General features: G+C 63.8%; 15 protein-coding genes. 6 read left to right on the top strand and 9 right to left on the bottom strand.

All coding sequences use genetic code 11. The features are described 5' to 3' along the window. Window position 1: 1 nt before the first annotated feature. Window positions 2-919 (bottom strand): tRNA pseudouridine(55) synthase TruB, encoded by a 918-nt coding sequence (gene truB, locus J7I86_RS16955; protein ID WP_214821679.1) that lies wholly within the window; start codon window positions 917-919, stop codon window positions 2-4. A gap of 34 nt (window positions 920-953) precedes the next feature. On the opposite strand from truB, the gene J7I86_RS16950 reads away from it, so the two are divergent. Further along, entirely contained in the window at window positions 954-2108 is a 1155-nt protein-coding gene (locus J7I86_RS16950) for a pyridoxal phosphate-dependent aminotransferase (RefSeq protein ID WP_214821677.1), read from the top strand. Window positions 2109-2132: 24 nt separating this feature from the next. On the opposite strand, the gene J7I86_RS16945 is transcribed toward J7I86_RS16950, so the two are convergent. The 4 genes from J7I86_RS16945 to J7I86_RS16930 form a co-directional block, all read right to left on the bottom strand. Next, the gene (locus tag J7I86_RS16945; RefSeq protein ID WP_286179940.1) at window positions 2133-2615 is read right to left on the bottom strand and encodes a nucleoside deaminase; all 483 of its coding nucleotides are present in this window, start codon (window positions 2613-2615) and stop codon (window positions 2133-2135) included. 76 nt (window positions 2616-2691) lie between these two features. Continuing rightward, the gene (gene rbfA / locus J7I86_RS16940) at window positions 2692-3195 is read right to left on the bottom strand and encodes a 30S ribosome-binding factor RbfA (RefSeq protein WP_214821672.1); all 504 of its coding nucleotides are present in this window, start codon (window positions 3193-3195) and stop codon (window positions 2692-2694) included. 77 nt (window positions 3196-3272) lie between these two features. Next, window positions 3273-6158, bottom strand: a complete 2886-nt coding sequence (infB, locus tag J7I86_RS16935) for a translation initiation factor IF-2 (protein WP_214821670.1) — start codon at window positions 6156-6158, stop codon at window positions 3273-3275. A gap of 152 nt (window positions 6159-6310) precedes the next feature. Next, complete coding sequence (locus J7I86_RS16930) at window positions 6311-6565, bottom strand: YlxR family protein (RefSeq protein WP_309476750.1); 255 nt, start codon at window positions 6563-6565, stop codon at window positions 6311-6313. Here J7I86_RS16930 and J7I86_RS23160 point away from each other — a divergent pair. Next, window positions 6485-6748, top strand: a complete 264-nt coding sequence (locus J7I86_RS23160) for a hypothetical protein (RefSeq protein ID WP_309476753.1) — start codon at window positions 6485-6487, stop codon at window positions 6746-6748. The two genes, J7I86_RS16930 and J7I86_RS23160, sit on opposite strands and share 81 nt — an antisense overlap. A gap of 101 nt (window positions 6749-6849) precedes the next feature. Here the strand turns inward: J7I86_RS23160 and nusA are convergent, their stop codons facing one another. Together nusA and rimP are read right to left on the bottom strand one after the other, a co-directional pair. Then, on the bottom strand, window positions 6850-7830 hold the full coding sequence (gene nusA, locus J7I86_RS16925) for a transcription termination factor NusA (RefSeq protein WP_214821666.1): 981 nt from the start codon (window positions 7828-7830) through the stop codon (window positions 6850-6852). Continuing rightward, window positions 7830-8441: a ribosome maturation factor RimP gene (gene rimP, locus J7I86_RS16920; protein WP_214821664.1), complete on the bottom strand. Its 612-nt coding sequence runs from the start codon at window positions 8439-8441 to the stop codon at window positions 7830-7832. Before rimP ends, nusA begins: the two co-directional genes overlap by 1 nt. Before the next feature lie 30 nt (window positions 8442-8471). On the opposite strand from rimP, the gene J7I86_RS16915 reads away from it, so the two are divergent. From J7I86_RS16915 to J7I86_RS16900, 4 genes are read left to right on the top strand one after another with little or no spacing between them, the layout of a single operon-like run. Then, on the top strand, window positions 8472-9668 hold the full coding sequence (locus tag J7I86_RS16915; protein ID WP_214821662.1) for a DUF4439 domain-containing protein: 1197 nt from the start codon (window positions 8472-8474) through the stop codon (window positions 9666-9668). A gap of 51 nt (window positions 9669-9719) precedes the next feature. Next, on the top strand, window positions 9720-10448 hold the full coding sequence (locus J7I86_RS16910; RefSeq protein WP_214821660.1) for a VIT family protein: 729 nt from the start codon (window positions 9720-9722) through the stop codon (window positions 10446-10448). A 34-nt stretch (window positions 10449-10482) separates the two neighbouring features. Further along, window positions 10483-11505 (top strand): aminoglycoside phosphotransferase family protein, encoded by a 1023-nt coding sequence (locus J7I86_RS16905; protein WP_309476747.1) that lies wholly within the window; start codon window positions 10483-10485, stop codon window positions 11503-11505. Between the two features lie 4 nt (window positions 11506-11509). Further along, window positions 11510-12286 (top strand): aspartate dehydrogenase domain-containing protein, encoded by a 777-nt coding sequence (locus J7I86_RS16900; protein WP_214821658.1) that lies wholly within the window; start codon window positions 11510-11512, stop codon window positions 12284-12286. A 14-nt stretch (window positions 12287-12300) separates the two neighbouring features. Here J7I86_RS16900 and J7I86_RS16895 read toward each other — a convergent pair whose 3' ends face one another. Next, entirely contained in the window at window positions 12301-13098 is a 798-nt protein-coding gene (locus J7I86_RS16895; RefSeq protein WP_214821656.1) for a TSUP family transporter, read from the bottom strand. Beyond that, window positions 13095-14906, bottom strand: coding sequence for a proline--tRNA ligase (locus J7I86_RS16890; RefSeq protein ID WP_214821653.1), 1812 nt, complete (start codon window positions 14904-14906; stop codon window positions 13095-13097). Before J7I86_RS16890 ends, J7I86_RS16895 begins: the two co-directional genes overlap by 4 nt. Window positions 14907-15319 lie beyond the last annotated feature (413 nt).

Below are 15319 nucleotides of genomic sequence, written 5' to 3'. Positions count from 1 at the left end.
GCTATTTTGCCTGCCCGGTTCCCGGGGCGAAGACCAGCACGGGTTTGGCGAAGTTGCCGGTATCTGCCAGCAGTGCCACCAGCTCTCCCGACGGCGCGAACGCTGCGGCGGGCTTCTCTGCCGTGGCGGCGTCCGGGCTTCCCGCTCCCGGTCCGGCAGCGATGCGGCGTCCGAAGGAGATCTCGGTGGTCTCTTCCTCGCTCAGCTCCCGGTTGGGCATCAACGCGCGTGCCGCGAGGGACATGTCCAGAACCTCGAGCTCTTCCGCCAACTCCTCCAAGGTGCGGGCCTGCTCTAGGGAGTACGGGCCTACCTGGGTCCTTCGCAGGGCTGTGAGGTGTCCCCCGACGTCCAGGGCGTTGCCGAGGTCCCGGGCCAACGCCCTGATGTACGTGCCGGAGGAACACTCCACGGTGACGTCGACGTCAACTACCCTGCCGCCGTCGATCCTGGTGATGGAGTGGATATCAAAGCGGTGGATAGTGACCGGGCGGGCCGCGAGCTTGACTTCCTCGCCCGAGCGGACGCGAGCGTAGGAGCGTTCGCCGTTGACTTTGATGGCGCTCACGCTGCTGGGGACCTGCTGAATGGGCCCGGTGAGAGCGGCGACACCGTCGGCTACGGCGTCGTCGGTAATGTCCGCTGCGTTGCGGGCTTCCGTGACCTCGCCCTCGGCGTCGTCGGTGATGGTGGTTTCGCCCAGCCGGATGGTGGCCGTATACGTCTTGGAGGTGCCCACGATGTAGGTCAGCAGACGCGTCGCCTTGTTGATACCCAACACCAGAACGCCCGTTGCCATGGGATCCAGCGTTCCCGCATGCCCCACTTTCCGGGTACCGGCCAGCCGCCGCATCCGGCCAACCACATCATGGCTGGTCCATCCCTGCGGTTTGTCAACGATTACCAGTCCAGAAAGCACGCTTACCAGTATATGGGTGGCTAGGATGGCTCCCATGCCTGAGCTTGCTGCACACGTCCGCGACGTCCCCGTAAACCAGATCCGTGAGATCACCGAAGCCGCTTGGTCCACCCCCGGAGCGATCGTCCTCAGCATCGGAGAACCGGGCTTTGCCCTCCCCCGGCACATCCTGGACGCCGGCATCGACTGCCTGGCCAGGGATGAGACCAACTACACACCCAACGCCGGGATTCCTGCCCTCCGCGAAGCCTTCGCGGCCCGCTTCCGGGAGCAACAGGGCGTCAATATCGCTGCGGATCGGGTCTACGTGGTGGACGGTGCCCAGCAGGGATTGCACTTCGCCATGAGCCTTCTCCTCGCCCCCGGCGATGAGATCCTCATTCCCGATCCCGGCTACCCCACCTTCGCGATGACCAGCCGGTTGCTGCACGCCGTGCCGGTGCAGTACCCGCTGTATCCGCAGAACTCCTTCCAGCCGCACCTTGAGGACATCGAGGCCCTCATCACGCCAAGGACACGGGTCATCATGCTGAACTCTCCGTCCAATCCCCTGGGTGCGGTGATCAGCGAGGAAACCACGCGGCAGCTGGTGGAGCTGGCTGTCCGCCACGACCTCTGGATCATCTCGGACGAGTGCTATGAAGCCTTCACTTTTGACGTTCCCCATGTCAGTCCTGCCCGTTTTGACAGCGATGTGCCCGGTGAAGCCCGGGTCTTCACTTCCCTGACGCTGTCCAAGACCTACGGGCTGACTGGCCTCCGGATCGGAGCACTGATCTGCCCGCCAGGCTTGGAGCGGAAGATGAACAACGTGATGGAATCGATCGTGTCCTGCGTGGCGTCTCCTTCGCAGTACACCGCCTTGGCTGCCCTGACAGGACCGCAGGACTATGTTTCCCGGGCGCGCAACCACTATCGAAGCAACCGGGACGCAGCATCAGCGGTGCTGAGGGAAAGAGGCATCCCCTTCCTGGACGCCCAGGGAGCGTTCTACCTGTGGGCAGATGTCTCGCATGTGAGCGGCGGGGATGTCAGGGCGTGGGTGCGGGCTTTCCTGGCAGAGTCCGGCGTTTCTTTCGCTCCAGGTACGGCATTCGGGTCGATCGGCGAAGGCTGGATCAGGATCGCGCTCTGCGGAGCCCAACAAGACCTGCTCGACGGCGTCAGCCGCCTCCCTGCCAAGGTCTAGTTTCGCTTCCTTGAGTAAGGGCGGTCAGTACGCTGTCCGGTGCACGTGGTTCCGCCAAGCCTCGAACGGCTCGTCTGACGCGACCAGCGCGGCATGTTCCACGGGCAGCAGTTCCGGCCTGGTGCCTGCGAAATACTCATAAAATACGGCGTCGTCGAAGCCGGCCCTGGCCGCACCGTGCCGGTCAGCCGCGAAATAGACACCCCCGATCCTGGCCCAGAGCGTGGCGGACAAGCAGAGCGGGCATGGCTCGCAGCTGGCGTAGAGAACGGAACCCGTGAGGTCGAAACTCCTGGTTGCCGCAGCGGCGCGACGTATGGCCACCACTTCGGCATGCGCCGTGGGATCGTGGTCCCGCGTTACCCGGTTCACTCCCTCATGGACATCGCCGTCCGGGGTGACCACCACGGCGCCGAAAGGGCCGCCGCCGTCGGAAACGTTCTGAACGGCCAGCTGGATAGCCAGGTTCAGATATTCATCACGTTGCTGAGCACTGTGCGCCGACATGCTCCCGATCATAGCGAGTCGGGTACAGCAAATGCCCCTAAGAAGTCTTCTTAGGGGCATTTTCCGTGACAAGAACCTAGCGGTTGGCGTCTTCGTCGAGCTCGTTGTCGCCGGAGAGGTCGGTGTCCTCTTCGTCGAAGTCGTCCTCGTCGATGTCCTCCGGCGAATCGCCCTTATAGGGGTCTGCTTCGCCTGCGTGCTTGGCGCTGGCAGCCAGAGCGGCTACTTCTGCGTCGCGCCGCTTGGCTTCACGGAGCAATTCCTCAAGGTTGGAGGCATTGACCGGAATCTGGTCGGCCACGAACTCGAGGGTGGGAGTGAGGCGAACAGTGATGTTGCGGCCCACTTCCTGCCTCAGCACACCTTTGGCCTTCTCCAGTGCCCTGGCGGCATCTGCTTGGGCTACATCGTCACCAAGAACGGTGTAATAGATGGTGGCGTGCTGAAGGTCGTTGGTGACGCGGGCGTCGGTGACCGTGATGGACTCGACGCGCGGATCCTTGATCCGGCGTCCGAGGGCCTCAGCAACAACCACCTTTATCCGCTGTGCCAGCTTGGCAGCGCGTGCGGGATCAGCCATGACTTCCTCCTGGAAAGTAGAAAAGGGAACGGAACGGGTCCGCCGGGGTTACCCGACGGACCCGTTCCGTACGGAACCTAGCTGCGCGGCTTTTCGCGCATTTCGAAGGTCTCGATGATGTCGCCTTCAGTGATGTCATTGAAGGAGCCAAGACCGATACCACACTCGAAGTCCGTGCGGACTTCGGTGGCGTCATCCTTGAAGCGCTTGAGCGTCTCAACGGTGAGGTTGTCACCGATGACCTTGCCGTCGCGGCTGACACGTGCCTTGGTGTTACGGCGGATGATGCCCGTGCGGACGATCGAGCCTGCGATGTTTCCGAACTTGGAAGAACGGAAGACTTCGCGAACCTCGGCAGTACCGAGCTGGACTTCTTCGTATTCCGGCTTGAGCATGCCCTTGAGAGCCATCTCGATGTCATCGATTGCTGCGTAGATAACCGAGTAGAAGCGCATGTCCACGCCTTCACGGTCGGCCAGTTCAGCAACACGCTCGGCCGGCTTGACGTTGAAGCCAATGATGATGGCGTTGTCCACCGTGGCGAGGTTGACGTCGTTCTGCGTGATGGCACCCACACCGCGGTGGATGACACGAAGCTGAACGTCGTCGTCTCCGACATCGATCTTGAGAAGAGCGTCTTCGAGGGCTTCCACAGCACCGGACACGTCACCCTTGAGGATGAGGTTGAGGGTGTCGATCTTGCCTTCGGCAACGGCCTGGTCGAAGTCTTCCAGGCTGATGCGCTTGCGACGCTTGGCCAGTGCGGCGTTGCGGTCGGCAGCTTCACGCTTCTCAGCGATCTGGCGGGCCGTACGCTCGTCAGGGGTCACCAGGAAGGTGTCACCTGCACGCGGCACGTTGGACAGGCCGAGGACCTGAACCGGGCGGGACGGCAGGGCGACATCAAGTGCCTCGCCGTTCTCGTCGAACATGGCGCGGACGCGGCCGTGAGCCGTACCGGCCACGATTGTGTCGCCCACTGCCAAGGTTCCGGACTGGACCAGGACGGTAGCAACAGCACCGCGGCCCTTATCCAGGTTCGCTTCGATGGCAATGCCTCGAGCGTCCTTGTCCGGGTTGGCGCGCAGATCCAGTGCGGCATCGGCCGTCAGCAGGACGGCGTCGATCAGTTCGTCGATGTTGAGGTTCTGGCGTGCAGAGACCTCAACGAACATGGTGTCGCCACCGTATTCTTCCGGAACCAGGCCGTACTCGGTCAGCTGGCCCTTGACCTTGTCAGGGTTGGCGCCTTCCTTGTCGATCTTGTTCACTGCGACGACGATCGGCACGTTGGCTGCCTGGGCGTGGTTGAGTGCTTCCACCGTCTGCGGCATGACGCCGTCGTCGGCTGCAACAACCAGGATCGCGATATCGGTGACCTTGGCACCACGTGCACGCATGGCCGTGAAGGCCTCGTGACCGGGGGTGTCAATGAAGGTGATGTCGCGGGCCGTGCCCTCGTGGACGTGGCTGATCTGGTAAGCACCGATGTGCTGGGTAATGCCACCGTGCTCGCCGGCAACAACGTTCGAGTTGCGGATGGCATCCAAAAGGCGGGTCTTACCGTGGTCAACGTGACCCATGACGGTAACAACCGGTGCGCGTGCCTCGAGAACGTCGTCGCCTTCGGCGTCGAGTTCATCCTGGATGTTGATGTCGAACTGATCCAGCAGCTCGCGCTCTTCATCCTCAGGGGAAACAACCTGGAGCTTGTAGCCGAGTTCGGCGCCAAGCAGGCCAAAGGTGTCTTCGTCGAGGGACTGCGTAGCCGTTGCCATCTCACCGAGGTGGAACAGCACGGTTACCAGCGAAGCGGGGTTCGCATCGATCTTCTCGGCAAAGTCCGTGATGGACGAGCCACGACGCAGGCGGATGATGGTCTCGCCATCGCCGCGGGGTACCGATACGCCGCCCAGCGACGGAGCACTCATCTGCTCCAGTTCCTGGCGCTTTGCACGCTTCGACTTGCGCTGCTTGCCACGACCGGCGCCGCCCTTACCGAAGGCACCCTGGGTGCCACCGCGACCGCGGCCACCCTTGCCAAAGCCACCGCCGGCGGGAGCTCCGCCACCGGTACCTGCACCAGGTGCGCCACCGGGACGACCGGGGCCGCCACCGGGACGGCCTGCGCCACCCGGACGGCCTGCGCCACCGGGAGCCGGACGCTCAGTGCGGTTGGGCATCATGCCCGGAGTAGGACGGTTTCCGGCACCGGGACCACCGGCGGGACGCGGTGCGCCCGGACGGGGTGCACCGGGACGCGGTGCGCCCGGACGGGGTGCACCGGTACCAGCTGCGGGACGGGGTCCGCCTGCGCCGGCCGCGGGACGGGGACCGCCGGGGCGTTCGCCGTCGTTGCGGCGTTCGCCTCGGGGCATGCCCTGGGACGGTGCAAACGGGTTGTTACCCGGACGCGGCGGACGATCTCCGTCGCCACCACGGCCCCGGGGCATGCCCTGGGACGTAGCAAACGGGTTGTTGCCCGGACGGGGACCGCCGGGACGCGGAGCCTGGCCACCTTGGCGTGCCGGAGCCGGAGTCTCTGCCTTGGGGGCAGGACGGGCACCGGGCTTGGCCGAAACCGGCGTGGACGCAGCAGGAGCTGCGGGGGCCGCCGGGGCAGGTGCTGACGGCGCCGCCGGCGCTGCCTGGGAAGCGGCGGCCGGAGCTGCCGGAGCGGGGGCTGCAGGTGCCGGGGCCGGGGCCTTCGGAGCTGCAGGTCCCGGTGCCGGAGCGGCCGGACGGGATGCTGCGGGGCGGTTGGCCGCCGGAGCTGCTGCGGGGGCGGCGGCCTTGGCGGCGCCGGCACCCGGGTAGGCGTCGCGAAGCTTCTTCACGACGGGGGCCTCAATTGTTGAAGAGGCGGAGCGAACGAATTCGCCCAATTCCTGCAGTTTGGTTACTGCATCTTTGGAAGTAATACCGAGCTCTTTGGCGAGCTCATGTACGCGGACCTTGGCCACATTTCTCCTGTCTCGGTCCGCACCGAGCCAGGCACGAACCGTCTACTTCTTACTGCGGGCCCTCGTCGCTTGCGCGATTGAAAGGCCCATTGCAGAGCGCAACAAAGTTGTCATCGTTACGCACTCATCGCTGGGAACTCATCGGGTTTCCATCAGTTTTCTGACCCGCTTTCAGGTTTGGACGGTTTTCCTGCGGCGGCCTGGACCTCCGCAAGTGGCGTACCGGACATCAGGTATCGTTCCACGGCGTCTGCATCGGAGGCGCCCGCGAGGGCCCTTCCAAAAGCTCGCCGCTTGATTGCCAATGCCAAGCACTTTTCGCTGGGGTGCAGCCACGCACCCCGGCCGGCCATCCGGCGTCGTTCATCCACAAGTACAGCGGGAGAACCGCTGCCCTGGGCGACCAGCCGGACAAGCTCGGACCGGGAGCCTTGCTTCCGGCATCCGATGCACGTGCGAACAGGCCCATGGCCATGTTCAAGCAGTTCAGCCACGACGTGTCCAACCTGCCTTACGCTACTGGCACCCGACGGGCCCCGGTCCTGCGCATGCAGCTGAGACACGCCAAAGCGCGCGGATACCGGACGTAAGCCCGGTTCCAACTAGTCTAGCCCCCCGGCCCCGGTCTCCCGAAACCAGGTAGGCCACCAGCGCGGCGTAGAACCGGTGACACAGGCCGCTGGCTTTACCGCTAGTCAGTCTTAGTCGGGGCGGCGTCCGAGATGATATCGATGCGCCAGCCGGTCAGCTTGGCTGCAAGCCGCGCATTCTGGCCCTCTTTGCCGATCGCCAATGAAAGCTGGTAATCGGGCACCACTACACGGGCCGAGCGGGTAGCTTCGTCCGTGATAGTGACCGAATTCACTCGCGACGGCGACAACGAGTTTGCGATGAAGGTCGCAGGGTCTTCGCTGAAGTCAACGATGTCGATCTTTTCGTCGTTGAGTTCAGTCATGACTGCCCGTACACGGGAGCCCATTTCACCGATGCACGCACCCTTTGCGTTGACGCCGGCAGTGTTGGCCTTGACCGCGATCTTGGTACGGTGACCGGCTTCGCGGGCCAGTGCCACGATCTCCACAGAGTGATCCGCAATCTCCGGAACTTCCATTTCGAACAGCTTGCGGACCAGGCCCGGATGCGAACGGGACAAGGTGATGGACGGGCCCTTGGCGCCGCGGTGTACGTCCACCACAAAAGCACGCAAGCGGCTTCCGTGGAGGTACTTCTCACCCGGTACCTGCTCGGGCGGCGGCAGCAATGCTTCCACGGATCCAAGGTTCACCTGGATCATGTGCGGGTTGTTGCCCTGCTGGATCATGCCGGCCACAAGCTCGCCTTCACGGCCCTTGAATTCGCCCAGCACGTTGTCATCTTCCACATCGCGAAGGCGCTGCAGGATGATCTGGCGGGCAGTGCTGGCAGCGATGCGGCCGAAACCGGCCGGAGTGTCCTCGAACTCGCCGATGGGCTCGCCGTCGTCGTCGATTTCCGTAGCCCAAATGGTCACGTGACCGCTCTTGCGGTCCAACTCTGCGCGGGCCTTTTCGAAGGCTCCGGGCGTCTTGTGGTACGCCACCAGCAGTGCTTGCTCGATGGTGGGAATCAGGAGATCCAGCGGGATTTCACGCTCACGCTCCAGGAGTCTCAGTGCGCTCATGTCAATATCCATTAGGCCTCCTCGGAAGGTCCGTTGTGCTCGTCTTCCAGCGCAGCCTCGTGGAGGTGGCTGAATTCAATCTCGACTTTTCCTTGGCGGATCCTGTCGAAAGGAATAGTGATGGGTTCGCCCTGCTTGGGCTTCATGCCCTTCTTGACCTCATGCTCGGGGATGAGCGTCACAGCGTCGTCCCCCACAGAGGCAATACGGCCCAGAAGGTTATCGCCCTGGATGACGTTGACCCTGACCATGCGGCCTCGGGCGCGCTGCCAATGGCGCGGTTCGGTCAGGGGGCGGCCTACTCCCGGGGACGAAACCTCGAGGTCGTAGGGGCGGCCGTCGTCATGGGGATCGTTGTCCAAAATATCCGACAGTCCGCGTGAGACCTCCGCGATGGCGTCAAGGCTGACGCCTCCGGTCTCTTCCTGGGGAAGGTCCACGACGACGTGGACCGTGCGGTGTGAACCGGCAACGTGGATGGAAACATCCTCGAGGTAGAGCCTGTTGGCAAGGACAGCCGGTTCAAGCAGCGCCCTAAGCCTGCTCTCTTCCGGGTTGTGGATGGTGGCCGTTGAGTTCGATTCAGAACGGTCTGTTGAAGTCGTGGCTTCCGAGTCACTCACGTTGCCCGCCGCCTCCCGATAGATGTTGTTGTGACTACTAGCCTAACGATTTTCCCGGGAACATGGTGCACGGACTTCCCCGTCCACGTGACACCATGGTCTGTTGTGAATGCGGAGACAAGCGAAAAACGACGAACACCACCCTGGGGCCGGGTTTTGCTGGTTGCCGTGGTGACACTGCTTGTTGCAGGCACCGGAATGGTTCTTATTCCGCGTGATTCCGGCACTCCCCCGGCCGTGTCGTTCTCCGAAACCGCGCGCCGGACGGCATTGGAAGACACCCTGTCGCTAAGGCAATCTGCCACCACGCTGGCGGAGGCGGCGGCTCCTGAGGCCGGAACGCCGGTGCTTGGCAACGCTGTGACTTTGCTGACAACCCATGCGCAGGCCCTGTTTGACCCCAACGCCACCCCCTCGAGCGGCGTCCCATCCAGCACCGTCCCATCCAGCACCGCTCCGTCCGACCGCCCGGACACCGCTGCAACGCAAAGCAGCCGCGCCACCTTCCTGACCCGGTTGGCCGGCAGTGGGTGGAAGCGCCTGGATGACGCCCGCGAGGCCGACGGCGGGATCGCCCGCCTGCTTGCCGCCGTCGGATCCGCACAGGTGCTTCAGGCCGAAAAGCTTGCTGCAGAGTGGCTGCTGCCGCTGCAGGAGCAGACAACGGCGTCGGAAACCAAGGCTCCGGCGGCAACACCTTTGGCGGCCTCATGCCCCTCAGCCAGCCCCACTCCAGAGCCGACTTCTGCTACCACCGACACCGCCCTGGCTGCGGTGGTTCGCTCGCAGCGGGAAGCGATCTACGTCTACCAGGTGGCACTGAAGAGGCTGGATGGGACGAAGACGGCGGCCGCTGCCAAGCACTTGGAAGTTCATGAGGCTCTGCTCCGGCAGGCAGAATCAGTCATCAGTGCCAACTGCGCAGACGCACCCACGAGCGAAGCGGGTTACCGGCTGCCCGAACAGTTCAACCAGGATCCGGCCGCCTTCCTTGGTTCCCTTGAACTTGCCTCGCTGCCTCGATTCGGTGACCTGGTTGCCTTGTCCACAGACGAAACACGGAGGTGGGCCATGGACAACCTGCTGGCAGCTGCCCGCAGGAGCACCGGATGGGGGGCACCGTTGCCTGCGTTGCCGGGACTCATTCTCGACGCCGGTGAATTGCCTTCGCTGCCGACGCCCACCACGCCCGCCACCAATTCAACGCCCGCTTCCCACGGCGGATAGGCCAGCCTAGCCATGCTGGTCAGGAAAGCCGGCCGGTGCTTGGCTTGATGCATGGCTTCCGCAGAAACTGCCACCACACACGAGAATGAACCCCACCGGGACGATCTGGCCCATCGCTTGAACTGGTTGCGTGCCGGCGTCCTGGGCGCCAATGATGGCATCGTGTCCGTCGCTGCGATTGTGGTGGGCGTGGCAGGTGCCACCACCAACACCGGAGTGATTCTCTCAGCGGGCGCCGCTGGCCTGGTGGGTGGCGCCATCTCCATGGCTTTGGGCGAGTACGTGTCGGTCAGCAGCCAAAGCGACACCCAAAAAGCGCTGATCGAAAAGGAAAAACGTGAGCTGGCGGAGCAACCCGAAGATGAACTCCGGGAGTTGGCCGCCATCTACGAGTCCAAGGGGCTCAGCGCCAAGACCGCCCGGACAGTGGCGGAGGAGCTGACCGAACACGACGCCTTGGCCGCCCACCTCTCGGCCGAGCTCAATATCCATGAAGATGACATCGTCAGCCCTTGGAACGCAGCTTTGGCTTCGGCCATAGCCTTCACATTGGGAGCGGCTCTCCCCATGCTGGCCATCCTGCTGCCTCCGCCCGGTATGCGGGTTCCCCTGACGTTCATCGCAGTCCTGCTGGCCTTGGCGATCACCGGCGCTGTTGGTGCTTGGATCGGCGGTGCTTCCCGCTTCCGGGCAGCGGCCCGGGTAGTGCTCGGCGGGGCCTTGGCGCTGGCTGCCACGTTCTCGATCGGAACGCTCTTGGGGGCCAGCGGCGTTTTCTAAGGGGCGCATGACGACGCGGAGTTAGGCTGTTGGCGTGAACCTTCACGCGATGATTCCCATCCCGGGCGACCTCCACGCCCGGTACAACCGCGACTCGGCGGGCAGGGATTGGCTGGCAAGCCTCCCCGGGCTCATCTCTGAGGCTTTGGACCGTTGGGAGCTCTCAGTAGACCTTGTGCCGGGCGAGGAGCCGTGGAATGGCCATGGAGCCTTGGTGGTTCCCGTTGTTCAGGGAGGCACGCCCGCAGCCTTGAAGATCGCTTTCCCCCACGAAGAAGCACTGGTGGAACGCTATGCACTGGCTCTGTGGAACGGTCACGGTGCGGTCCGTCTCCTCGCCGCGGATGATGCAAGCTGCTCCATGCTGCTCGAACGCTTGGACGCCTCCCGCTGGCTCCAGGACGCTCCGCTGGACGAAGCCAGGGACGCGTGGGGGAACATCACGCGCAAGCTCTCGATCCAGCCCGACGAACGGAGCGAATGGCGGGCTTTGGACCATGTTGCTGCCACCGCCGAGCGATGGAGCGATGAACTGCCTGCCGAATGGGACCGCTTGGACCGTCCCTTCCCCAGATGGTTGCTGGAAGCGGCCCTGGAGGTGTGCCAGACGCGCGGGGCCGTAGGGCGCCGCTCCGGCACGGATGTCTTGGTCCACACGGACCTGCACTTCATGAATATTCTTGCCACCACGGATGCTGACGGATTGTCCGGCCGCGGCGGCTATCTGGCCATTGATCCGCAACCGCAGATTGGCGAGGCTGAGTTCGCCGTCGCCCCGCTCCTGTGGAACCGCATCCACGATCTTCCGCGGACGGATCCGGAGGCCGGCCTACTGGAGCGGTGCCATGACTTCAGCCGTGCGGCTGGATTGGATCCTGAAGTTGCCCGGCAATGGAGCATCGCCCGGGAGGTGCAGAACGCCTTGTGGTACGCCGCGAAACCACGGCACGCCGGTGACCTTGCCCGCTCCCTGTGGGTCGCCAGCACCCTGGCCGGCAGCACACTGGAGGCCCTGCCTCGGGCGCACGATCTCCCCGACCCCGGCGAAGCGGCCTGACACCGTGGTCCTGAAAGTTGCACTGATTGGTTCGGGCGCCATTGGGTCGCGGGTGGCGGAACTGCTCGACGCCGGGGCCGCCCCTGGAGTGGAACTCACCGGCGTGGTTCCCCACGGTGATGCAGGGACAGGTTTCAGTTTTGATGAGGCCCTGGATATCGCTGACGTGGTGGTGGAGTGCGCCGGCGTTGCAGCCGTTGCCGAGTTCGGTCCCCGGATTGTTTCGGCCGGAAAGGACCTGCTGGTCACCTCGATCGGTGCCTTGTGTGATGACTCCCTACGGCAAACGCTACTCGACGACGGTCCCGGCCGGACGCTCCTGACAACCGGGGCGTTGGGTGGACTGGATGCGATCACGGCTGCCTGCGCGGGCGGCACCATTCACAGCATTACTATGGAATCGCGAAAACTTCCTGCTGCTTTGATCCAGTCATGGATGGATGGTGAAACGAAGGACAGGATTCTCGCTTCTACCCAGCCAGTGGAGCTCCTGCGGGGCGGACCGGCCGATTTCATCAAGGCCTTCCCCAAATCCACCAACGTGGTCTCCGCGTTGGCCCTCGCTGCCGGCACTTGGGATGTTGTGGAAGCAGTGTTGATCGCGGACCCTGCAGCCAAGCAGACGTCCCACCACGTGGTGGCTGAGACATCCCTGGGCACCTTCAACATCCGGGTGACGAACGAGGCTTCGCGTGGAAACCCGGCGTCGAGCGCTTTGGTGCCGCACGCCGTCGTCCGCGGTTTGAGGACGCTCGCCAACGCCAACGGCAGCTTCATCTGACACCTGCAGCGGCTCTACCCTGCGAAGTTCTCGTTCCAGACGTCCGTGCCAAGTTTGATGATCAGCGCCGCCACGACAATCAGGAAGACAATTCGCACAAACTTGCTGCCCCTTGCCACCGCGGTCCGGGCCCCCAGATAGCCGCCCGCCATGTTTGCCAGCCCGAGGACAAGTCCCACGCCCCACAGCAGTGAGCCGTGAGGGAGGAAAAAGATCAAGGCGCCGGCGTTGGTGGCCATATTGACGATCTTCGCCTTCGCGCTGGCTTCGAGGAAGGCATAGCCCATGGCCGAAACGAGCGCGATCACCAGGAACGAGCCGGTGCCGGGGCCGATCAGGCCATCATAGAAGCCAATGACAGCACCGATGAGGCAGGCCACCACGTAGTGCTTATGGCCATCGTGGCGGAGCGCGGTCAGTTCACCGGCGCTGGGGCGCAGGGCAGTGAACACTGCGACTGCGATCAACGCCACCACAATGATCGGTTTGAAAACGCTGGCAGGAAGCGAGGCGGCAAGGATGGCTCCGCCGAAACTCCCGGCCAGTGCGATGACCGCCATGGGGATTGCGGTCTTCAGATCCGGCCCAACATGGCGGTAATAAGTAACCGCGCTGGTGGTTGTCCCGAAGATGGATCCCATTTTGTTCGTGGCCAGGGCCTGGACCGGAGTGATGCCCGGTACCAGCAGCAGGGCGGGGAGCTGGATCAGTCCCCCGCCTCCCACTACGGCGTCAACCCAGCCGGCTGCGAATCCAGCCACCACAATCAAGACGAGTGTGGTGAGCTGGATGGATTCGAAGCCGGAAATCACCGGGTTCGTACAGCGTTGACCACGTAATCCACGGCTTTGTCCACCGAAATGTTCTCGGCTTCGCCGCTGCGACGGTCCTTGATCTCAACCACTCCGTCCACCAGTCCGCGGCCGACGGCCAGGATGGTTGGCACGCCGACGAGTTCGGCATCGCCGAACTTCACGCCGGGAGAGACCTTGGGGCGGTCATCGAAAATGACGTCCAGGCCGGCGGCCTCAAGCTCAGCGGAAAGCCTTTCAGCGGCTTCGAAGATTTCATCGCCACGGCCGACTGCCACGACGTGGACATCTGCCGGAGCCACGGAGCGCGGCCACACGAGGCCACGGTCGTCGTGGTTTGCTTCAGCCAAGGCTGCGACGGCACGCGTTACGCCAACGCCGTAGGAGCCCATGGTGACAACCTGCTGCTTACCGTTCTGGTCCAGGACCTTAAGGTCCAGTGCCTCAGCGTACTTGCGGCCCAGCTGGAAGATGTGCCCCATTTCGATGCCCCGGGCAGTTTCCAGGGGACCTGAGCCGTCCGGGGCGGGGTCGCCCGCGCGCACGTCGGTGCTCTCGATCACGCCGTCCCACGAGAAGTCGCGGCCTGCAACCAGCCCGAAGACGTGCTTGCCATCTGCGTTGGCCCCGGTAACCCAGCTGGTGCCGGAGACGACGCGGGGATCCACAAGGAAGAGAACCTTGGACGACCCTTCAAGGCCCAGGACAGGCTCGTCCAGCGACAGCCCGGGTCCGATGTAGCCCTTGACCAGCCACGGCAGCTTCTTGAGGTCCTCCTCGTTGGCAGCCTCAAGGCCGATTTCACCGGCGATGGGCAGGTGGGAACCGATGTTGGCTTCCACGCGCTTGAGGTCTACTCCGCGGTCGCCTGGAACACCGATAACCACGATCCGGCGCTCACCTGTGGGCAGCGTAACGGCGAGGACAACGTTCTTGAGCGTGTCTGCGGCCGTCCACGCGCCGCCGTCGGACTCGCTGCGCGGAGCCAGCTGGTTGGCCGCCGCAACCAAGGTCTCGATGGTGGGAGTGTTCGGCGTATCCAGGACTTGGGCGGACGGAGCGTTGCTGAAGTCGATCTCGTCCGGGACAACGGTGGTCACGGCTTCGACGTTGGCGTAGTAGCCACCGGCCGAGCGTACGAACGTATCCTCGCCGATCTCGGTGGGGAACAGGAATTCCTCACTCTTGGACCCACCCATGGCACCGGCCGTGGCTGCCACAGGAATGACTTTCAGGCCGAGGCGCTCAAAGATCTTCAGGTAGGCCGCACGGTGTGCGGCGTAGCTTGCATCCAGGCCGGCGTCATCGATGTCGAAGGAGTAGGAGTCCTTCATGATGAACTCGCGGCCACGGAGGAGCCCTGCCCGCGGACGTGCTTCGTCGCGGTACTTGTTTTGGATCTGGTAAAGACTCAGCGGCAGGTCCTTGTACGAGGAGTACAGGTCCTTGACCAGGAGCGTGAACATTTCCTCATGGGTGGGAGCAAGGAGGTAGTCCGCGCCTTTACGGTCTTGGAGGCGGAACAGGCCTTCGCCATATTCGGTCCAGCGGTTGGTGGCCTCATAAGGTTCGCGGGGAAGCAGCGCCGGGAAGTGCACTTCCTGGGCTCCGATGGCGGACATTTCCTGGCGGATGATGTCCTCCACCTTGCGCAGGACACTCAGCCCCAGCGGCAGCCATGTGTAGATGCCGGGCGCGGCGCGGCGGATATAGCCGGCGCGGACCAGGAGCTTGTGGCTGGCGACCTCAGCGTCGACGGGATCTTCACGCAGGGTGCGCAGGAACAGCTGGGAAAGGCGAAGGACCACGGGTACGTATCCGTTTCTATGGCAGATGTGGCAAAAACAACTGTCTACTAATCTACCGGCAGACTGCCCGGCCACTTGAACAGGCCAGGCTGGCGTCCCAGTACAACGGGGCACATGGAAGAGCCACGCCGTCGCGTATGGAAGCCCCTGGCCGCAACCGGCTGGTCATCCTGCGATGGCGTGGCTCTGAGGCCGGCCGGCCGCAGGCTCTGTCCGGGGACTAGATCGCCGTACCCTCCAGCGGAACGGGATCGCCTGCGGCTGGGAAGCAATGGTCACTGCCGAGCTCACGGATGGCCTGGCCGCCGATGGCGCCCGTCAAGGTCTTGATCATGATTCCCCCTGTACCACCCGCACCCCAACGACACGGCTTGGGAAAGAACCTATGTGATCGCAGACACATTTTCAAGGAT

Source organism: Arthrobacter sp. ISL-95, assembly GCF_018613695.1.
Lineage (GTDB): Bacteria > Actinomycetota > Actinomycetes > Actinomycetales > Micrococcaceae > Arthrobacter.
Note: the sequence above shows the minus strand (reverse complement) of the source record. Positions and strands in the feature narration are given on the sequence as shown.